Source organism: Marinobacter santoriniensis NKSG1 (genome assembly GCF_000347775.1).
Lineage (GTDB): Bacteria > Pseudomonadota > Gammaproteobacteria > Pseudomonadales > Oleiphilaceae > Marinobacter > Marinobacter santoriniensis.
Map to the genome: position 1 here is coordinate 135379 of NZ_APAT01000016.1, position 20550 is coordinate 155928.

Consider the following 20550-nt stretch of genomic DNA (forward strand, 5'->3'; position numbering starts at 1 on the left):
AACTTTTGAATTCTGGCAGCGCAACACGCGGCGCCCGTGAGTTTTCCATGGCGATCGGTCTCAGGCCGATCGCTCCCCCATCAGGCGGATAAACTCGTCAAACAGCGGGGCCACGTCATGGGGACCGGGGCTGGCTTCCGGGTGGCCCTGGAAGCTGTAGGCCGGTTTGTCAGTCCGGCGGATGCCCTGCAAGGTGCCATCAAACAGGGACTTGTGAGTCGCCTCGACATTGGCCGGCAGTGTCGCCTCATCCACGGCAAATCCGTGGTTCTGGCTGGTGATCATCACTGTGCCCCTGGCGATATCCTGCACCGGATGGTTGGCGCCGTGGTGGCCGTGTCCCATCTTCATGGTCTTCGCACCGCTGGCCAGGGCCAGAAGCTGATGACCCAGGCAGATGCCGAAGACCGGAATGTCGGTTTCGAGCACTTCCCTGATGGCGGTGATGGCGTAATCGCAGGGCTCGGGATCCCCCGGACCATTGGAGAGGAAAATACCATCGGGGTTCATGGCCAGAACTTCGGAAGCCGGCGTCTGGGCGGGCACCACGGTGATGTCGCAACCCCGTGAAGCAAGCATCCGAAGGATGTTGTACTTCACGCCGTAATCCCAGGCGACAACCTTGAAACGCGACTCTGACCGTTCGCCGTAGCCGTTATCAAGATCCCACTCGGTCTGATTCCACTGCCAGACCTTGTCGCAGGTAACTTCCTTGGCGAGGTCCATGCCCTTGAGACCCGGGAAGGCTTTGGCCAGCTCCAGAGCGCGTTCGGCATTGGCGTTTTCGCCGGCGACAATGGCACCGTTCTGGGACCCTTTATCCCGGAGGATGCGAGTCAGGCGACGGGTGTCGATGTCAGCAATTCCAACAATGTTGTTGTTTCGCAGGTAGTCGTCGAGGCGACCCTGGCTGCGCCAGTTGCTGGCCACCAGAGGCAAATCCCGGATGATCAGGCCGGCGGCCTGGATGCGGTCGGATTCAATATCCTCTTCGTTCACACCGGTGTTACCGATGTGCGGATACGTCAGGGTGACCAGCTGACGGGAATAGGACGGGTCGGTCAGGATTTCCTGGTAGCCGGTCATGGCGGTATTGAACACCACTTCACCGCTGGTTTCTCCGTCAGCGCCAATGGCGGTGCCGTAGAAGAGGCTTCCGTCTGCGAGTGCAAGGATTGCTGGTGTGCTCAAGGCTTGTATCCTCATCGAGTGGCGGATAAGTTCGTCACGAACAGGAACGCAAGCGCAAATTCAGGTCGCAAAAAAGCGAGAGGGAGTAGAGACTCCGTCCCGCTTTTCATAAAACTCTTAAAAGCTTCTCAAAGCTACGCTTGGTGCAAATAAATCGCCTTATTGTAAGAAATACGGCGCTTTCTGTCCACGGATAATCACGCTTTGAGGTTGAGTACATCCTGCATGTCGTAGAGGCCAGCCGGCTTGTCCTGCAGCCAGAGCGCCGCACGCATCGCACCCTTGGCGAAGGTCATCCGACTGCTCGCCTTATGGGTCACCTCGATACGCTCACCTTCGGTAGCGAACAGCACCGTATGGTCCCCTACCACATCGCCGGCACGGATGGTCTCGAAGCCGATTTCCTTGCGGGTGCGCTCGCCGGTAAAGCCTTCCCGGCCATAGACAGCACAGTCTTTCAGGTCGCGCCCGAGGGCATCGGCGACCACCTCACCCATACGCAGGGCAGTCCCGGAGGGCGCATCTTTCTTGTGCCGGTGATGGGCCTCGATAATTTCGACGTCGTAGTCGTCGCCCAGTGTTGCAGCGGCGGTGCGCAGCAGATTGAGGACGACGTTGACGCCAACACTCATGTTGGGCGCGAACATGACTGGCACCGATTCCGCCACAACCGCCAGCTGCTGCTTCTCGGCGTCGCTCATACCCGTGGTGCCGATGACCATCCGCTTGTCGTGCTTGCCGCAGAATTCCGCATTTTCCAGCGTCAGATCCGGGAACGTGAAGTCGATCAGGACCTCGAAGTCGTCCCGGACCTGATCCAGGCTGTCGACCATCTTCACACCAGTTTTGCCGATGCCGGTCATTTCACCCGCATCGGCACCTACGAGGCTGCTACCCGGCTCGACAATTGCCGCGCCCAGCTCCAGCCCTTCGGTGCCGTCAACCGCTTCGATCAGCACTTTGCCCATGCGCCCGGCGGCGCCCATGATTGCTACCCGCATGTCTGCTCTTCCTTACTTGGCTGAGGCTCAGAATTTCATTTCGTCAAAGAAACTTTTCACACCTTCAAACCAGGAGGTTTTCTTCGGCGCATGATGGGTACCGTTGCTGCCGTCCAGTGTCTGCTGAAACTCTTCAAGCAGCTCTTTCTGGCGCTTCGTAAGGTTCACCGGTGTTTCGACGATGACGCGGCACAGCAAGTCGCCGGCCGGACCACCGCGAACCGGGCTGACACCCTTGTTGCGCAGGCGGAACAGTCGCCCGGTCTGGGTTTCGGGCGGAATCTTGAGCTTCACCCGACCATCCAGGGTGGGCACTTCCAGCTCGCCACCCAGGGTGGCATCCACGATACTGATCGGCACTTCACAATAGAGATTGCGACCGTCACGGGTAAAGATAGAGTGTTCACGCACAGCGATCTGGACATACAGGTCGCCCGGCGGACCACCGTCTACCCCCATTTCGCCTTCGCCGGACAACCGGATGCGATCCCCGGTATCCACACCGGGCGGAACCTTGACCGACAGCGTTTTCTCTTCCCGAACCCGACCCTGGCCATGACAGACCTTACACGGATCCTTGATAATCTGACCGGCCCCACGGCAGGTCGGACAGGTCTGCTGAACAGCGAAGAAGCCCTGCTGCATGCGAACCTGCCCCATACCCTTACAGGTACCGCAGGTTTCAACACCCGACCCCTTGGTCGCGCCACTGCCATCGCAGGCTTCGCATTCACGGTGCCCGGGAATGGTGATCTGGACGGTTTTGCCTTTGACCGCTTCTTCCAGGTCCAGCTCAAGGGTGTACCTCAGATCCGCGCCACGGGTGTTCCGGCCACGACCACCGCCACCAAAGATGTCTCCGAACACGTCACCAAAGATGTCGGAGAAGCTGGCGCCACCGCCACCGAAGCCGCCCCCGGCCTGGCCATCAACGCCGGCATGGCCGAACTGGTCATAGGCAGCCCGCTTGCTGGCATCCGCCAGTATTTCGTACGCTTCGCTGGCCTCTTTGAATTTATTCTCGGCGTCGGTGTCGTCCGGGTTACGGTCCGGATGGTACTTCATGGCGAGCTTTCGGTAGGCTCGCTTGATTTCCTTCTCGTCCGCATCCCGGGAAATCCCGAGAATTTCGTAATAATCGCGCTTGGCCATGCTTCAAAACCCTGTTTTTATAACGCGGAAAACGCGGGGAGCTCCCCGCGTTTTCCAACTACCTGATGTACTTCGGATTTACTTCTTGTCGTCGTCTTTGACTTCTTCAAACTCGGCGTCGACAGCGTCATCCGCAGACTGGGACTGGGCGCCTTCCTGACCGCCGGCCTGCTGCGCCTGCTCGCCCTGCTCCGCGTACATCTTCTGAGCCAGCTCCGAGGACACCTCGGTCAGCTTCTGGGTCTTGGTCTCGATGGCTTCCTTGTCGGAACCCTCCAGAGCTTCTTCCAGATCCTTGATGGCCGCCTCGATAGACTCTTTCTCGCTGTCGCTGACCTTGTCACCAGCCTCGCTCAGAGTCTTGCGAACCGCATGGACCATGGCGTCGCCCTGGTTGCGTGCCTGCACCAGCTCCTCGAACTTGCGATCTTCCTCGGCGTTCGCCTCGGCATCGCGCACCATCTTCTCGATTTCGTCATCGTTCAGGCCGGAAGAGGCCTTGATCACGATAGACTGCTCTTTGCCAGTGGCCTTGTCCTTCGCGGACACGTTCAGAATGCCGTTGGCATCGATGTCGAAGGTCACTTCGATCTGCGGCACACCGCGCGGTGCCGGCGGGATATCCGCCAGGTCGAACCGGCCCAGTGATTTGTTCTGGGTGGCCTGCTTACGCTCACCCTGTACCACGTGGATGGTTACCGCAGTCTGGTTGTCTTCCGCCGTGGAGAAAGTCTGCGACTTCTTGGTCGGAATAGTCGTGTTCTTCTCGATCAGCGGCGTAGCCACGCCACCCATGGTTTCGATACCCAGGGTCAGCGGCGTCACATCCAGCAGCAGGACGTCTTTCACGTGACCGGAAAGCACGGCCGCCTGGATAGCAGCACCCATGGCAACTGCTTCGTCCGGGTTCACATCCTTACGCGCTTCTTTGCCGAAGAACTCTTTCACCTTCTCCTGCACCAGCGGCATACGGGTCTGGCCACCCACCAGGATGACTTCGTCGATTTCAGAGGCCTTCATGCCCGCATCCTGAAGCGCCACTTTACAGGGCTCAAGGCTGCGCTGGACCAGCTCTTCTACCAGGGACTCGAGCTTGGCACGGGTCAGCTTGACGTTCATGTGCTTGGGACCGGACGCGTCTGCAGTGATGTACGGCAGGTTCACGTCGGTCTGCTGGCTGCTGGACAGCTCGATCTTGGCCTTCTCGCCAGCTTCCTTCAGACGCTGCATCGCCAGGGAATCGCCGCGCAGGTCGATACCACTGTCCTTCTTGAACTGATCTGCGAGGTACTCGATGATCTTCAGATCGAAGTCTTCACCACCCAGGAAGGTGTCACCGTTGGTGGCCAGCACTTCGAACTGGTGCTCACCGTCAACGTCCGCGATCTCGATGATGGACAGGTCGAAGGTACCACCACCCAGGTCATAGACAGCCACGGTACGGTCACCGCTCTTCTTGTCCAGGCCGTAGGCCAGGGCTGCGGCGGTCGGCTCGTTGATAATACGCTTCACTTCCAGACCGGCGATCTTGCCCGCATCCTTGGTTGCCTGACGCTGGCTGTCGTTAAAGTAGGCCGGCACGGTGATAACCGCCTCAGTCACTTTTTCGCCGAGGTAGTCTTCTGCAGTTTTCTTCATTTTCTTCAGAACTTCTGCAGACACCTGCGGCGGCGCCATCTTCTGGCCTTTCACCTCAACCCAGGCATCACCGTTGTCCGCCTTGGTGATTTTGTAGGGCACCATCTTGATGTCTTTCTGAACAACGTCGTCTTCAAAACGACGACCGATCAGACGCTTGATGGCATACAGGGTGTTGTCCGGGTTAGTCACCGCCTGACGCTTGGCAGACTGCCCAACCAGGGTTTCGCCATCTTCGGTGTAGGCGATGATGGACGGGGTCGTGCGATCACCCTCGGCGTTTTCAATAACCTTTACCTTGTCGCCATCCATGATGGCCACGCAGGAGTTTGTCGTTCCCAGGTCGATACCAATAATCTTGCTCATCGAATCACTCCAAATCTTCTGAATGCTTTTTTCCGGAACCGCTGTCCGGCTTTTTCGCTATTTACTCGCTATATTGGCGCTTTATTCGCCTTTTCAAGCCTGCTCATCAACTTTCGGCGCACCTTCGGCCTTGGCCACCATGACCATGGCGGGCCGAACCACCCGGCCGTTCAGCAGATACCCTTTCTGTACAACGGCCACCACGCTGTTAGGCTCGGCATCCGGCGCAGGCACCATGGACATGGCCTCATGCTGCTGGGGATCGAACGGCTCGCCAACGGGGTTGAGCTGCTCAACATTGAATTTCTTCAGGCTGTTCATCAGGAGGTTCAGCGTCATCTCGACGCCTTCGCGGATCGAGGCCACAACGTCGCCAGCGTCCTGGTGCCCTTCGGCACTTTCGACGGCCTTCTCCAGGCTGTCAGCCACCGGCAGCAGCTCCTTGACGAATTTTTCCAGGGCAAATTTGTGGGCTTTCTCGACATCGATCTCCGCACGGCGGCGCACGTTCTGCATTTCCGCCTGGGAGCGCAGCATCTGCTCCTGAAACTCCTGCACCTGGGCCTTCAGCGCCTCCACTTCGGAAACCCCACCCTCAGACGCTTCCGCGTCTTCCCGGGCCTGAGCCTCCTCAGCGGCAGCCTCGGTTGCTTCCTTCAGTTCGTCTACCTGCTCGTTGCGCTTTTCGTCAGTGCTCATGACTACTCCTGCTAGATCTTCAGCGGCCAGTATCCGGGCCGGTTGAAATGAACTTCCGACCGACGCAAGCCGGAAAACTGTGTTTGCGAACCGATATGGGGCCCGCTCGGCAGGTTTCAACCACCCGTTGGATGCAATATTGAAGAATTTGACGCGAGCCAATTTGCAAACCCGAAAAACCCTGTATATATTCACAGTCACTGTATGCAATTACAGTATTTCCAGAAACTGCATTCGAATTCCGCGAGCGGAGGTCCGTCATGCTCACACAGTTAACCGTGTCCAACTACGCCATTGCCGAACGCGTAGAACTGCAATTCAGCAAAGGCATGACAGCATTGACCGGCGAAACCGGGGCGGGCAAATCCATCGTGCTGGATGCCCTGGGGCTTGCCATGGGCGGCCGGGCTGACGCTGGCGCCGTTCGTCATGGCGCAAAACGGGCCGACATAACCGCCACGTTCGACGTCTCCACGATTCCCGAAGCCTCGCAATGGCTCGAGCAACACGAGCTCGATGACGAAACCGACTGCATCCTCCGTCGGGTGATCAGCAAGGATGGGCGCTCCAGGGCCTACATCAATGGCCAGCCCTGCCCGCTTGCCCACCTGAAAGAACTTGGCGGCCTGTTGATGGACATCCACAGCCAGCATCAGCACCAGTCCCTGCTCCGGAAAGACACACACCGGAAACTGCTGGACGAGTTCGCCGGTGTCGAAAACCTCGCCGCCGAGACTCGTGACGCCTGGAAGGCCTGGCAACAGACGCGGCAACGCCTGACCGAACGACAGCAGAATGCCGAGGAATCGGAAGCAAAACTGCAACTGCTGCGTTATCAGGTGGAAGAACTTGATCGCCTTGCCCTTGAAGCCGACGAACAGGCCGAGCTGGAGCAGGAGCAGGCCCAACTCAGCCAGGCGGACGCCGTTCTTCACAGCAGTCACCAGGCAGCGCTGCTCTGTACCGAAGATGAAACAAGCGCCTCGGACATGGTCCGGCAGGCCCTGCAGCAACTGGAGCAGCTCCCGGTGGACGTCCCGGCCCTGGCCGATACCATCCAGATGCTGAACGACGCCCAGATCCAGATTTCAGAGGCCGGCGACAACCTGCGCCGGTTCGTCGAGGATTACGAAGCCGACCCGGCGCGCCTGGCCGAAGTCGAGGAGCGCCTCAGCGCGATTTACCAGATGGCCCGGAAGCACCGGATCACCCCGGAGGAGCTTCCGGACCTGCATCAGCGACTGACGGCAGAACTGGCCGAGCTGGACGGTGGCGCCGGTAGCCTGGAGCAACTGGAGGCAGAACTCGACACCCTGCGCGCCGATTACGACCAGCTCGCCACCCGGCTCAGCGATGCCCGACAACAGGCAGCGGTCGAGCTGGATCAGCGGATCGCCGAGGAACTGGCTCAGCTGAGCATGCCGTCGGTTCAGTTTGTCACGCACCTGAGCCGCCACAGCGAAGAGCCTGCCGCCCACGGCATGGAAGAGATCGAATTTCTGGTCAGCGCCAACCCCGGCCAACCGGCCCGGTCTCTGGCCAAGGTGGCGTCAGGCGGCGAACTGTCTCGCATCAGCCTCGCCATCCAGGTCGTGGTGGCGCAAACCTCCACCACGCCAACACTGGTTTTCGACGAAGTAGACGTCGGGATTGGTGGCGGTACCGCCGAGGTAGTGGGGCGGCTGCTTCGAACGCTGGGCAACAACGGTCAGGTCCTGTGTGTCACCCACCTGCCCCAGGTTGCGGCCCAGTGCCATCAGCACCTCTTCGTCAGCAAGTTCACCGACAAGGATGCAACTTTCTCGAAGATCGAGACGCTGGATGATCAGGGAAGGATTTCAGAAGTCGCAAGAATGCTGGGCGGCGTGGACATGACGGAACAGACCATCGCGCACGCCCGGGAGATGTTTTCAAAGGGGCAGGCCACTCGTCACTGAGCCGACCACCTGCCAAACAGGTTCCTCTACCCCTCTCGATCCTGAGAGCTGTTGGGGCAGACAAGGTGTCTGCCCCTTTTTTTGGCCGGTTTGACCCGCGCCGTCAGTCGTTTTCGGTTTGCTTGATGGGCCTGACGTACAGAATCAGGCTGTGATCCACGATCTCGTATCCGTGTTCTTCGGCAATCTTTTTCTGACGCTCTTCGATCATTTCGTCGACGAATTCGATCACTTCCCCGGTCTGGGTACACACCATGTGATCGTGATGGTCATCACCCGCCATCTCGAACACCGCATGCCCACCTTCGAAGTTATGACGAAGCACCAGGCCAGCCGCTTCGAACTGGGTCAACACCCGGTATACCGTCGCCAGACCCACGTCATCTCCCTGCTCAAGCAACTTTTTGTAGACGTCCTCGGCACTGAGGTGATGCTCCCGAGAATTCTCCAGGATATTGAAGATCTTGACCCTCGGCAGGGTAACCTTCAGACCGACTTTTCGTAATTCGGCGTTTTCAGATGACATGTTACTATTCGCTCTTTGGTGTGCCTAACGGCTTCCGGTATGATGAAGCCGCCACATTCACGGTGTTTCCGTGTCACATCTGCCTCCGGCAGGCGGTTTCAAGATAGAGGATTTCCCACGGCGATGCAAAAGCTCACAGCTCTCATTCTCACTCTCTTTATTGCCGGCTGTGCCTTCCCCGGCGTGTACAAAATCAACGTCCAGCAAGGCAACATTGTAACCGACGAAGAGCTGACCTCACTGACCGAAGGCATGCCCAAAACCCAGGTGCGCGCCCTGCTCGGCACCCCTCTGATGCAGAACCCGGTCGACCCATCGAGGGACTACTACGTCTACACCTTTCAGCGGGCCGGAGGCGAAATCAAGGAACAGCGCCTGATCGTCTATTACGACAACGACCAGTTTTCACACTACGAGGCGCAGCTTCTGGACGACACCCCCGCGTACTGAAGGGACGTCAGGCGGTTTTCTTTTTGGCGCGATTCAGTCGCGCCTGCTTGGGATCGATCTTGAGCGGGCGGTAGAGTTCGACGCGATCCCCATCCCGCAGCTCATGAGCCGCCGGGTCCTTGACGACCTTCCCGAAGATACCCATGTCGTTGCTGTCCGGATCGACCTCCGGAAACAGAGCGGTGATGCCAGAGAGCTTCACGGCCTCCAGTGCCGTGGTGCCCTCGGGCACGTCCACGGGGATAATTTCCTGTTTATCGGGCCGGGCATAGGCGACTTCGACGTGCATCATCCGTTCCCCCTCAGATAGAGCTCATCGGCCCGACGACAGAATGCGTCGACCATGGTATTCGCAGCCTGACTGAACACCGTGCCGAAGGTCATGCGCGACAGCGAGCCGGAAAACTCGAACTCCAGGCTCAACATCACCTTGCAGGCATTCTCATCCAGGGGCTTGAAGTGCCAGCGGCCGGTAAGATTCCGGAAGGGACCATCGACGAGGTTCATCTCGATCACCTCAGGCATGCGCAACTGGTTCCGCGTGGTCAACCGGTGGCGAATACCCCCTTTGGCAATTTCCAGAGACGCCGTGATGTGCCCGCCGGTCTCGTCAACGATTTCGGCATCTGCGCACCAGGGCAGAAACTCCGGATAGCGGGCGATGTCGTTCACCAACTCGAACATGCGCTCGGCCGAGTGCATCACAAGGGCGGTTTTATCAATCTGATGGGCCATGAGCTCCCGTTGTCCTAATCACATAAGCCTGAATCAGACACTATGATAAAGGATGTCGTCCTGTTTGGGGGCATTTTCATGGGGCGTGCGTTTCGCGGGCGCCGTGCCAGAATCTCCGGATTCCCCAGCCGGTGACGATGCGGCGGGTGCCGGAGGCGCCTCTTCAACCGCCGGTTTGTCAGGAACCTCCTCCGCCTTCCTTTCCACTGCCGGAGGGCGGGATTCGGAGACCACCGGTTCGGCCTGCCCACACCACAGCCTGCCACTGCTTCCCTGACAGAGACTGGACAGGGAGAAGAGAATGTAGGAAATGCCAATGTAGGCCACCACCACTGGCAGCACCAGTCGCATGACCCAGTACCAGATACTCGCCACGGGCCGCGGTGTGCGCCCGATCAGCGACAGTGCCAACCGACGGGTGAGGCACCAGCCGGTAAACAGGGCAACCAGGCTGGCGACCAGCGGAATCAGCAACCCGCCGCTGAACAACTCCAACCATCGAAATACGGTGGCACCAGCAAAGCGGATATCCGCCCAGAGATTGAAAGAAAGCAGCGATACCAACCCTGCCAGCCAGACCATGAGGCCAACCAGCAGCGAGGACACTCCCCGGGGCGCCCCTGTCCACTCTCTGAACCATCCAATCACGGGTTCCATCAGAGCCACCGAGGTCGTCCAGACCACCAACACCACCGTCAGAAAAGCCACGGCTATCAGGATCTGACTCCCGGGCAATGCCGCGAGGTTCACCGGCAGCGAGATGAACAGGAGGCTAAAGCCGCGAGCGTTGTCGGTTTCCGGCCCCGCTGCCGACAGCGAATACACCATCAGCCCTGCCACGATGGCCACCAACGTATCCATCAGGACCACCGCCAGAAGCGAGCGTTTGAACGCGGTGTTTGAGGTACTGTAAGCGCCGAAGACGGTCCAGACCCCCATCCCGAGGCCCAGCGTAAAAAACGCCTGGAACAGGGCAGCCTTCACGCTGCCCGCCGTCACATCGGCAAAATGCCAGCCGAGGATCTGATCCACCGCATTGTTCATGTGCCCCTGCCAGAGCGACAGGGCAAAGAGTCCCACCAGCAACAGCAGGGTACCCGGCACCACCACGCGCATGGTGCGCTCAACACCGCTGACAACGCCCTGCATGGACACCCAGACCACAAGAATGACGAAAAACGTATACCAGGCGACAAACCGACGGTAATGGTCCGGATCGGAAACCAGACCGGACAGGATCGCCCCGGCGTCGCCCATGTTGGCGCCGGAAAACTCACCCACGGCCCCGAAAAACACATAGGCCAGCGCGATGGCTCCGAAGACCAGGGTGTAGGACAGCACCAGGAAGGCGGCCAGAATGCTCAGGCGGCCTGCAAACATCCAGAGCCTGGACGCCCGGGCGCCACGGATGAGCCCATCGAGCGCCAGCACAATCCCATGCCGGGAATAGCGCCCCAGGGAGGCCTCCGTCACCATCAGTGGCAAAGTGATCAATAACAGGCATGCGAGGTAGATGAGGATGAACAGACCGCCGCCGTGACGGCTGGCCAGATAGGGAAATTGCCACAGGTTCGCCAGCCCCACCGTCGCGCCCACGGAGGCCCAGAAAAAGGTGGATTTACGGGTAAAGGACCCGATGGCAGTCTGGTACGGCGTCGACATGCAATTCCCTGAAAAAGACTGGGCGGTCATTGTAGCCGATGCCATCATACTCGCACCCCGACTTACAGACTATTGCGCCGATTTCGTGACCGGTCTGGCACTCCTGAGCTACAATGCGCGCTTCGCCGGGCCCGACAGCCCGGCCATTCGTACACTAATCCGACCCCGGATCACTGGTTCATGAGCAAGAAGAAACCCGGAACCCCCAGCAGCACCATTGCGCTGAACAAAAAAGCGAAACACGAGTATCACATCGAGGAACGCTTCGAGGCCGGCCTCTCGCTGCTCGGCTGGGAAGTGAAATCCCTGCGCGCCGGCAAGGCCCAGCTGGTGGACGCCTATGTGCTGCTCAAGAACGGCGAAGCCTGGTTGCTCGGCGCCCACATCACGCCCTTGAGCACAGCCTCAACCCACGTTATTGCCGATCCGACCCGGACCCGAAAGCTGCTGCTCCACAAAAAGGAAATTGCCAAAATTCTTGGCAAGGTAAACCAGGCCGGCTCCACCTGCATCCCGCTGGCACTGTACTGGAAGAAAAACAAAGTGAAGTGCGAGATCGCCCTCGCCAAGGGTAAAAAGCAGTTCGACAAGCGCGCCACGGAAAAAGAGCGCGACTGGAACCGTCAGAAACAGCGCATCCTGCGCGAAGCCAATACCTGATACCGGCCCAACGCCCCTCAGCCTGACGCCAGTCAAGTGCGGCACCGCCCATGTGTCGCATACTGGTCCTCTTTGCGAAGCTGTTCGCCAGTCCTATACTCACTGGTCCGAGGAGAATGCTGTCCCACGGTTTCGCCACCGGATGCGTAGCAAAGGGAGGGCTTATGCCATCTGATCTGACCCCAATGTCATCGGTTGACCGTGCCTGGCTGAGAATGGACACGCCCCAGAACCCCATGATGATCTGTGGGGTGTGGACCTTGGAACAGCCCATTTCCATGAAGCGTCTGCGGAAAACGCTGGAGAAGCGATTCCTGTGTTTCGACCGTTTCCGGCAGCGGGTTGTGGACAATGGTGACCGGGCTTACTGGCAGTACGATCCCCTGTTTGACCTGGACAACCACCTCCACCAGATCGCGCTGCCAGGCAAGGCCGACAAGGCCGAACTCCAGAAACTGGTCAGCGACATGAACAGCACCTCGCTGAATTTCCGGCAACCGCTCTGGCAAATGCATTACATCGATAATTATCAGGGTGGTGCCGCCCTGCTGATTCGCATCCATCATTGCATTGCCGACGGCATATCACTGGTCCGGGTCATGCTGTCGCTGACCGACAAGACGCCGGAGCCCAAACTCAGCCGGGTGGCCTCGAAGCATCCTTCAAAACCGCGCCAGAGATCCGCCATCCAGAAATTACTCCATCGGGCGGTCGACAACGTGCAAGTCGCCACCGATCAGGCCAGACTGTTCATCCAATCGGTCCGGGAGGAGCCCAACTACCCTCTCAAACTGGCGACGACCGCCGGCGATGTGGCCTTTGACCTGGTCAAACTCGGCCTGGCCCCGTTTGAGCCGAAAACCGGGCTGAAAGAACCCCTCTCCGGGCGCAAACAGGTAGCCTGGGCAGACCCCCTGGACCTGGCGGAAGTGAAAGCCTGCGCCAAGGCACTGGGCGGCACCATCAACGACGCCCTGCTCTGCACCGTCACCGGCGCTTTGCAGCGGCATTTTGCCGCGCACAAGGAAGCGATTCCCGATTGCGGAATCCGCGTTGCCGTTCCATTCAACCTGAGGCCTCTTGATCAACCCATCGAAACCCTGGGCAACAAGTTCGGCCTGGTGTTGGTGACCCTCCCGGTGGAAGTGATGGACCCGCTCATGTGCTTCCAGCAAGTGCAGGAAAACATGAACCGGTTGAAGCGGTCTTACCAGGCCCAGGTCACATACAGCCTCCTTGATTTATTCGGCCGCGGCCCCGATGTCCTTGAACGACGGGCACTGGACCTGCTCAGCAACAAGGCGTCTGCCGTGCTCACCAACGTGCCGGGGCCCAAAGAGGCGCTCTACCTGGCGGGCAGCAAATTGACCCAACCCATGTTCTGGGTGCCCCAGAGTGGCACCATCGGCATCGGCATGAGCATTCTCAGCTACGCGGGCACCGTTCAGTTTGGCATTACCGTCGACAAAGCCATCCATGCCGACCCCAATGCCGTGATGGACTACTTCAGGGAAAGCTTCGAGGCATTACGCCACGCGGCCCTTGCCGGCCGCGAGGATGCCCTCACTCGCGAGGCCAGTTGAAGGGTATAGGTATAAATCTTACGAATAACCCTTGAAGTCCGGCAATCAGGACACATATACTGAGTATGTAAGGGGACGACTTGGCTTCGACGCCGGTGACGAACCCTTGGGTGCATGTCGAGATGGCAGCGAATCTCGTAAATCCAAAGCTGCTTTAAAATAGTCGCAAACGACGAAAACTACGCACTGGCGGCGTAAGCCGTTCCAGTCGTCCTGGCTGAGGCGCCTATAACTCAGTAGCAACATCCCAGGACGTCATCGCTTATAGGCTGCTCCGCTACCCAGAGCTCACTGGTTAGCGGCTAAGATTAAAGAGCTCGCCTCTTGCACCCTGACCTTCGGGTCGCTTGAGGTTAAATCAATAGAAGGACACTAAGCATGTAGACCTCAAGGCTGAGTGCTGGCGGACGCGGGTTCAATTCCCGCCGTCTCCACCAAACACCCAAAAGGCTCCCTCCGGGGAGCCTTTTTTCATGCCCGTCTGACAACCCCGTCACCTTCATTTCATGATCTTCCGCCTTAAATCCATTAGCTTGGTGAGATCTTTGGCCACAAGGCGTCCTGCATGAATCAACCCGACGATCCGGAAAACCTGGAGCAGCTGTTTCACCGGCTGCGTACCTCTACCGAGGGTCAGCAGGACGTGACGGTATCGGACATTTTCCGGGCCGTGGGCGAGCGCTCCTTCGGGCCGGTGGTTCTGGTGGCCGGGCTGCTCGTGATTGCGCCGCTCATTGGCGATATTCCGGGGGTGCCCACGCTGCTGGGGTTATTGGTGCTTCTGACCCTGGGCCAGCTGCTGTTCCAGCGGCGGTCGATCTGGTTGCCCGGGGCGATTGCCAACCGTCGGGTGAAGCGTGCGCAGTTGGTCAAAGGGCTGGATTGGCTGGACAAACCGGCGGCCTGGCTGGATCGGTATACCCGGCCCCGGCTGGTGTGGCTCACACGAGGACCGGGCCAGTATCTGATGGCACTGGAGTGCATGTCGGTGGCGGGCGCCATGCCGGCCATGGAGGTTGTCCCCTTCAGCGCCAACGGCGGCGGCCTGTCCCTGATGGCGTTCGGGCTCGCGATCATTGCCCGGGATGGGCTGTTGGCGCTGATCGCTTCGGTGATTACGGTCGGGACCTTCTGGTTCATCGGCTCGGCCCTGCTGGGCTGAATTCCTGCGTCTGCCCTTTCGCCACCCTCGTTTCGTCACCATTTGATACAAAGCTGCCTCGTTCCTCGCGTGTGGAAGCTGCTACTATTGCTACAGATTATTTTCCGTTATCGGCAGCGCCCCACTCCGCGGGTGACCAGTAGCAAAAGGATCTCCAGTTCATGTCCGGCAAAACGAAACAGTCCCAGAAACTCTTGCTGTTCCGCCTCTCCGGTGAACGGCTGTTGGGCCTGGGTACATTGAAGATCCGGGAGATCCTGCCCTTCCAGCCGCTGACCAAACTGCCCCACAGTCACCATGCGGTCATTGGCACGGCCACCTTCCGCGGGTCGGCGGTTCCGGTGATCGACATGGCGGCGGCTGTCGGCTATCCGCCCCTGTCACGGGAGGAGCGGGAAAAGGCGTCCATCATCGTCACGGATATCCAGCGGCAGGAAATAGGATTTCTGGTGCGCAGCGTGCAACAGATCGTCGAGGTGGACTGGCGCAAGGTGATGCCCCCACCCAAGGCACTCGGACACAATGCGTTCGTCACCGGGCTGCTGGACATGGACGGCACCATCATCCAGCTGCTGGATGTGGAGCTGTTACTGGCGAGAGTGTATCCGGAAACCCTGGAGCCACAGGACGTGGTGTTGACAGACGTCGAGCGGGAGACCCTCCGCACCCAGAACATCCTGCTGGTGGACGATTCGCAGGTGGCCCGCAAGCAGCTGTGCGATGTACTCGACAGCAAGGGAATCCAGTACCAGGTGACGGCCAATGGCGACCAGGCGTTCCAGACGCTGCTGCGGGATTACGAGCTTGGAAAGCCGATCGACATTCTGGTGAGCGATATCGAGATGCCCGGGCTGGACGGCTACGAACTGGCGTTCAATATCCGGGATAATGCGTCACTGAAGCAGCCCTTCATCATCCTGCACACGTCGTTGAACAGCGAAATGAGCCTGAGTTACGCCAACCAGGTCGGGGCCAACGAGGCCCTGACCAAGTTTGATGCGGACGAACTGCTCCACGCCATGCTTCGCGGCGCAGAGCAGTCCAGCCACTAGCGTTCCTGTCCCAGGCTTTCGAAGAATTGCCGGGTATCTGCCCTGATCTCTTCCAGGCTCGATTCCCACTGCTTCTGATAGTCACTCCAGGTATCACTGCTCAGTGAGGCAATGCGGTTACCCGCTTCGGCCACGGCGCGGCTGGCAGCCGCCAGGTGTTCTGCCGTCGGCTCATCCAGTGCCTCTGCGCGGGTATCCAGATCCCGTGCCGCCTGCTGCAGAACGGCCCGGTCTTCCCGGGGTGCCTGCTGATTGTCCTTGAGCGCATCGTTCAGGGAATCTTCGAGGGACTTCATGGCATCCTGAAGCTTCTCCCCGAAAGACTCCATGGCGTCCTGCGCCTTATCCCGGAGGTCTTCGGAATAGGTCTGCAGGTCCTGGCCCAGCTGATCCATTCTCGCGTTAAAATCCTCAGAGGATTGCGAGAAGTTGCGGGCAATGCGGTCACCCAGCCTGTTCAGCTCACCCATCAGTCCCTGGAACGGCGACGGGTTGAGAATGGCGTCACCGGTGCGGTCGTAGTCGACCAGCCAGCCGTCCGGCCCCTGCACCAGGTAGGTGATCAATTCCTGGCGCTCCCCCTCCGGCCGGTCTTCCGCCGGCAGGCGAGTGACGACGGTCGCTTTCGGCCCATAAATGACGACCCGCCCGAAAGACGGAACCACATTGGTCCAGTTGTGCTTGTAGCCGTCGAAGAGGGATTCATCGGTCAGCGTGGAATACTCCACCACATCACCGGCGTCGTTGTCGGCCATCGCCTGCCAGAACGCAGCAGCAACTTCCTGCGGCGTTTCCGGTTTACTGCAACCGGCCAATAACAGCGCCGCGGCCAGAAAAGCCAGAAACCGGAGCCTGAAAACAGTCATTGCGTACACCTTTTGTCCGTTGAAGCACAATGATACCGCGCTAGAGTTTGCAGGTCAGTTCCGCCAGTTCTTCGTCGAAGACCCGACGGTTCTCGCTGTAATCCACCGGAACATCCACCAGATGGACGCCGCCGGCGGCCAAAGCCTTCTCAAGGGTCGGCTGCAACTCTTCCGTCCGGGAAATGCGATGGCCGGTAGCCCCATAGGATTCTGCGTAGGTCACGAAGTTCGGGTTCCGGTAGTCCAGCCCGAAATCGGCGAATCCCTCCTGGCCCTGCTTCCACTTGATCATGCCGTAGGCGCTGTCGTTGATGATCAGCACAACGAGGTCCAGATTCAGGCGGACGGCGGTTTCCAGCTCCTGGCTGTTCATCATGAATCCGCCGTCACCGCATATCGCCATGACTTTCTGCTTCGGATACAGCATGGACGCCATCATGGCGCTGGGCAGGCCAGCCCCCATGGAGGCCAGGGAATTATCCAGCAGTACCGTGTTGTTGTCGTACGCCGGATAGTTGCGGGCAAACCACAACTTGTACATGCCGTTATCCAGGGCAATGATGCCATCCTCCGGCACTACCGCCCGGACGTCCCTGACGATCCGTTGCGGAATCACCGGGAAGCGGTCGTCGTCGGCACGGTCCCGAAGGTGCCGGTCCACGGCTTCCTTCACCTCCATGAAACGGCTGAAGTCGTGATTGCGGCACTCGCCGCAGTTTTCGGCCATGTACTCCACGCTGTTGGCGATGTCCCCGACCACTTCGTGCTGGGGAAAGTACACCGGGTCCACATCGGCGCCGGAAAAATTCACGTGAATGACCTGCTTGCCGCCGGGCTTCATGAAGAACGGCGGTTTCTCAACCACGTCGTGGCCAACGTTGATCACGAGATCGGCGTGGTTGATGGCACAGTGGACAAAATCCCCGGAAGACAGGGCGGCGTTCCCCAGATACCGGGGATGCCGCTCATCGATGACACCCTTGCCCATCTGGGTGGTAAAGAACGGTATGTTGGTGACGTTGACCAGATGGATCAGCGCCTGCGACACCCGTTTCCGGTTGGCCCCGGCGCCAATCATGATCAGCGGATGCTTGGCCTGGCGCAGCATCTCGCAGGCCATATCGAGGCTCTTGGTGCTGGCCGTCGGCCTCCGTGCGTCACTGGGCTGGAAAATGTGGGTGTCCGGCGCCGGCGCTTCCGAAGCGATATCCTCCGGCAACTCCAGATGGACCGCGCCAGGCCGCTCTTCCGAAGCCAGCCGGAAGGCTTCCCGCACTTTGGCGGGAATGGTGTTGGCGTTGCTGATCTGGCGGGTGTACTTGGTCAGTGGGCGCATCAGATCGACCACGTCCAGTATCTGGAACAAGCCCTGCTTGGAGGACTTTATGGGCTTCTGGCCCGAGATCATCATCATTGGCATGGCACCCAGCTGGGCGTAGGCAGCAGCCGTTACCAGGTTGGTCGCACCCGGGCCCAGGGTGGAGAGACAGACACCCACCTTGCCGGTGAGTCGGCCGTAGGTGGCGGCCATAAAGCCCGCCGCCTGCTCGTGGCGGTTCAGTACCAGTTGAATGTTCGAGGTGCGCAGTGCTTCGAGAAAATCGAGGTTCTCTTCCCCGGGAACCGCGAACAGGTATTTGACCCCTTCATTCTCAAGCGCCTGGATGAACAGTTCCGCGCCGTTTCGAGCCCGGGAAGCTTGCTGGTTTGCCATGGTCCGTCCCCAACTGATGGATTTGATACCGAGCATACCATTGTACGACTGGTACACCGGAACCCAAGACTTACCATACGTTCAAGAAGTGCTTTCAACTCGAAATCGGAGGTTCTGCCTGCAACGCCTCCGCCGGCACGCGATCTTCGCCCCAGCTGCGGTAAACGCCCTCCACAACGCGTTTCAGCTCTTCCTCACCGACATCGGCCGGCTCGCCCCGCTCCAGAGGATCGAAATGAAAGATGTAGAGGCGCGAGGTGAACTGTTCGATGGGCAGCGAGGACTCGCCGAATCGTTCGCCGTGGCCCTCGGTGCTGACACGCACCTCATCCCCCCAGTTCTGGCCACTGTCGTTGTTGGGATTGAAGAAATACACGCGCATCTCGCCGTCCGGGTCGAGGGTTACCCGCAGAATGGTGATGGCGTGCCAACCGATGAACCTGGCCGCACTGTCAGTGACCGCAATCCCGGCCGGCTGTGGATGGATCAATGGCTGGTTGCCGTTGTAGTAGGGGTGGTAGCTGGCGTAGAAATGCCGGATAAACCCTTCCAGATCGTCCAATTTCCCGGTCTGCACATCCACGTTGATGGCAAACCCCCGGCCCGCAGACCAGCCGTGAAACTCCGGATTCACCCACTTGTGCGGATCGCCCGGCCGGTCCGCACAAAGGCGTCCCATCTCCGCATAAATACGATCCAGGTGGGGCACCACCACCAGGGACACAGGGTCCAGATCCAGAGTGACTTCGGACGCCACGCCACCAAGGCTCGCGGCTGACGACACTGGCTTACCTTCGAAATGCATCAGGATTTCATTGTCCCGGGCAGCCCAGGCAACCATCTGAAGCAGATAGTCCGGATCATTATAGGCCCACATGGAGAGCGCCCTGGCCGACTGACAGGTCGGATTATTCCCCTGCCCCACTCCCAATGGCTGACCCAGCATATTAAGCACGCCCTGGATCAACCAGGCACCCGGCTGGGGTTGATAGCCATAAGCCAGTTGCAGGCGATCGCGGGCCTCGGAGCACAAGGACAGTTTCGCCTGTCGCCAGAGCGCCGGGGCGACCGGTGGCTGATACAGAATGCCCCGCTCGAGCATCAGGGCAAGCCCGTAAAGGCCTTGCGCGGTTTCCGGGTAGACACTCTCTTTCACGAGGGTGCCAACCAGCTCGCGATAGCACAGCAGGCAGTCACGCCCGGTGCTGGACAGCCCGAGCGCCTCCGTCAGCAGGGTGTCATTTTCTTCCAGGATAAACCGGACAAAACTGGCGTGATACGGCGATACCAGACCGGTATCGTGCATGGAGCGGGCAAACCCGGTGGCTTCGTTCTGCAGAGCCTGGGCGTCCATGGATTCCAGACGCTGCTCGTACACCACCGTTCCCGGATCTTCACTGCAGGCACGGGTTGGCCCATACAGGCTGGAAATCAGCCGGTCGGCGCCCCGACCGGCTCCCCCCAGGTCGGCATGCGGATCGGCACGACAGATCGCAATCTGGGTAATCATCTTCCGAACATCGGCCACCTGGATCGGACGCTGTTGCAGAATCCGCCAGATTTCCTCGATCAGGCTGTCGATCACATGTTCATAGCCGATGTGGTGGGCAACATACTGCACCACGGCCTGGCTGATCTTCGCCAGCTTACCCTGTTCACGCTCGGCCTCGCCGGTCATGCCGAACAACAGACCAAGATTGATGGCCAATACCTGGGTCAGGTAATGATGCGCCTGTTCGGCGGATACAGATGGATGCAGGTAGAGTCCACGAGCCACCGCCAGCAGGCGCAGTTCGCTGAACGCTTCGATGACAACCGTATCCGCGTTCTGGCTCTGCAGGGAATGCGTCGTCAGGGAGGGGAGCAGGATACCGGGTTCTGCCCAGTCTGTGCCGATATACACACCCGCCCGTTCCAGGCGCTCGGCACGTTCCTCGATCACCCGACATCCGTCCGGCTGCTGCAGGACCCTGCGGGCAATGTCGAATACGCGCGGAAGTTTGCCGACCTTGGCAAAAGACCGACTTTCTTCCAGTACCTGGATTGACTCATCCAGTCTTTGCACCAGCTTGTCAAAATTGACTGCCGGTACCGCGCCGCCCGCCTGGTGATCGTTCAAACGATAATCCTCAGGGCCTGCACCAAACCCATCTGTT

At 59.4% G+C, this 20550-nt stretch carries 19 protein-coding genes and 1 other RNA gene; 8 read left to right on the forward strand and 12 right to left on the reverse strand.

All coding sequences use genetic code 11. The features are described 5' to 3' along the window. Positions 1 to 60 precede the first annotated feature (60 nt). From carA to grpE, 5 genes are all read right to left on the reverse strand, one after another. The gene (carA, locus tag MSNKSG1_RS11715) at positions 61 to 1191 is read right to left on the reverse strand and encodes a glutamine-hydrolyzing carbamoyl-phosphate synthase small subunit (RefSeq protein WP_008939487.1); all 1131 of its coding nucleotides are present in this window, start codon (positions 1189 to 1191) and stop codon (positions 61 to 63) included. 197 nt (positions 1192 to 1388) lie between these two features. Continuing rightward, positions 1389 to 2192, reverse strand: a complete 804-nt coding sequence (dapB, locus tag MSNKSG1_RS11720) for a 4-hydroxy-tetrahydrodipicolinate reductase (RefSeq protein WP_008939488.1) — start codon at positions 2190 to 2192, stop codon at positions 1389 to 1391. A 27-nt stretch (positions 2193 to 2219) separates the two neighbouring features. Next, positions 2220 to 3344 (reverse strand): molecular chaperone DnaJ, encoded by a 1125-nt coding sequence (gene dnaJ / locus MSNKSG1_RS11725; RefSeq protein WP_008939489.1) that lies wholly within the window; start codon positions 3342 to 3344, stop codon positions 2220 to 2222. Positions 3345 to 3422: 78 nt separating this feature from the next. Further along, positions 3423 to 5348, reverse strand: a complete 1926-nt coding sequence (gene dnaK, locus MSNKSG1_RS11730; protein WP_008939490.1) for a molecular chaperone DnaK — start codon at positions 5346 to 5348, stop codon at positions 3423 to 3425. 93 nt (positions 5349 to 5441) lie between these two features. Further along, on the reverse strand, positions 5442 to 6047 hold the full coding sequence (grpE, locus tag MSNKSG1_RS11735; RefSeq protein ID WP_008939491.1) for a nucleotide exchange factor GrpE: 606 nt from the start codon (positions 6045 to 6047) through the stop codon (positions 5442 to 5444). Positions 6048 to 6307: 260 nt separating this feature from the next. Here grpE and recN point away from each other — a divergent pair, with 260 nt between their 5' ends. Beyond that, positions 6308 to 7984 (forward strand): DNA repair protein RecN, encoded by a 1677-nt coding sequence (gene recN, locus MSNKSG1_RS11740; protein WP_008939492.1) that lies wholly within the window; start codon positions 6308 to 6310, stop codon positions 7982 to 7984. Positions 7985 to 8087: 103 nt separating this feature from the next. Here recN and fur read toward each other — a convergent pair whose 3' ends face one another. Continuing rightward, a complete protein-coding gene (gene fur, locus MSNKSG1_RS11745; protein ID WP_008939493.1) occupies positions 8088 to 8510 on the reverse strand; it encodes a ferric iron uptake transcriptional regulator in 423 nt (140 codons plus the stop codon). Between the two features lie 123 nt (positions 8511 to 8633). Here fur and MSNKSG1_RS11750 point away from each other — a divergent pair, with 123 nt between their 5' ends. Continuing rightward, entirely contained in the window at positions 8634 to 8960 is a 327-nt protein-coding gene (locus tag MSNKSG1_RS11750) for an outer membrane protein assembly factor BamE (protein WP_008939494.1), read from the forward strand. Positions 8961 to 8967: 7 nt separating this feature from the next. On the opposite strand, the gene MSNKSG1_RS11755 is transcribed toward MSNKSG1_RS11750, so the two are convergent. Genes MSNKSG1_RS11755 through MSNKSG1_RS11765 form a run of 3 tightly spaced genes read right to left on the reverse strand, consistent with a single transcriptional unit; the run spans position 8968 to position 11357 of the window. After that, positions 8968 to 9249: an RnfH family protein gene (locus tag MSNKSG1_RS11755; protein WP_008939495.1), complete on the reverse strand. Its 282-nt coding sequence runs from the start codon at positions 9247 to 9249 to the stop codon at positions 8968 to 8970. Next, positions 9249 to 9695, reverse strand: a complete 447-nt coding sequence (locus tag MSNKSG1_RS11760) for a type II toxin-antitoxin system RatA family toxin (RefSeq protein ID WP_008939496.1) — start codon at positions 9693 to 9695, stop codon at positions 9249 to 9251. Before MSNKSG1_RS11760 ends, MSNKSG1_RS11755 begins: the two co-directional genes overlap by 1 nt. A 33-nt stretch (positions 9696 to 9728) precedes the next feature. Continuing rightward, complete coding sequence (locus MSNKSG1_RS11765; protein WP_008939497.1) at positions 9729 to 11357, reverse strand: sodium-dependent transporter; 1629 nt, start codon at positions 11355 to 11357, stop codon at positions 9729 to 9731. Between MSNKSG1_RS11765 and MSNKSG1_RS11770 the strand changes: the two genes are divergently transcribed. From MSNKSG1_RS11770 to MSNKSG1_RS11790, 6 genes are all read left to right on the forward strand, one after another. Beyond that, positions 11356 to 11541: a hypothetical protein gene (locus MSNKSG1_RS11770; RefSeq protein WP_008939498.1), complete on the forward strand. Its 186-nt coding sequence runs from the start codon at positions 11356 to 11358 to the stop codon at positions 11539 to 11541. The two genes, MSNKSG1_RS11765 and MSNKSG1_RS11770, sit on opposite strands and share 2 nt — an antisense overlap. Beyond that, positions 11538 to 12017 carry an SsrA-binding protein SmpB gene (smpB, locus tag MSNKSG1_RS11775; RefSeq protein ID WP_008939499.1) on the forward strand — a complete coding sequence of 160 codons (480 nt, stop codon included), beginning with the start codon at positions 11538 to 11540 and terminating at the stop codon, positions 12015 to 12017. The genes MSNKSG1_RS11770 and smpB overlap by 4 nt, the downstream gene beginning before the upstream one ends. A gap of 164 nt (positions 12018 to 12181) precedes the next feature. Next, the gene (locus MSNKSG1_RS11780; RefSeq protein ID WP_008939500.1) at positions 12182 to 13600 is read left to right on the forward strand and encodes a WS/DGAT/MGAT family O-acyltransferase; all 1419 of its coding nucleotides are present in this window, start codon (positions 12182 to 12184) and stop codon (positions 13598 to 13600) included. Between the two features lie 71 nt (positions 13601 to 13671). After that, positions 13672 to 14037: a transfer-messenger RNA gene (gene ssrA, locus MSNKSG1_RS18935) on the forward strand. Positions 14038 to 14165: 128 nt separating this feature from the next. Continuing rightward, a complete protein-coding gene (locus MSNKSG1_RS11785; RefSeq protein ID WP_008939501.1) occupies positions 14166 to 14762 on the forward strand; it encodes an exopolysaccharide biosynthesis protein in 597 nt (198 codons plus the stop codon). Between the two features lie 161 nt (positions 14763 to 14923). Next, entirely contained in the window at positions 14924 to 15814 is an 891-nt protein-coding gene (locus MSNKSG1_RS11790; protein ID WP_008939502.1) for a chemotaxis protein, read from the forward strand. Here MSNKSG1_RS11790 and MSNKSG1_RS11795 read toward each other — a convergent pair. From MSNKSG1_RS11795 to MSNKSG1_RS11805, 3 genes are all read right to left on the reverse strand, one after another. Then, positions 15811 to 16680 (reverse strand): MlaD family protein, encoded by an 870-nt coding sequence (locus MSNKSG1_RS11795; protein WP_008939503.1) that lies wholly within the window; start codon positions 16678 to 16680, stop codon positions 15811 to 15813. The two genes, MSNKSG1_RS11790 and MSNKSG1_RS11795, sit on opposite strands and share 4 nt — an antisense overlap. Positions 16681 to 16720: 40 nt before the next feature. Further along, entirely contained in the window at positions 16721 to 18394 is a 1674-nt protein-coding gene (locus MSNKSG1_RS11800) for an acetolactate synthase large subunit (RefSeq protein WP_040886889.1), read from the reverse strand. A 94-nt stretch (positions 18395 to 18488) separates the two neighbouring features. Further along, a complete protein-coding gene (locus MSNKSG1_RS11805; protein WP_008939505.1) occupies positions 18489 to 20513 on the reverse strand; it encodes a hypothetical protein in 2025 nt (674 codons plus the stop codon). Positions 20514 to 20550: the final 37 nt, after the last annotated feature.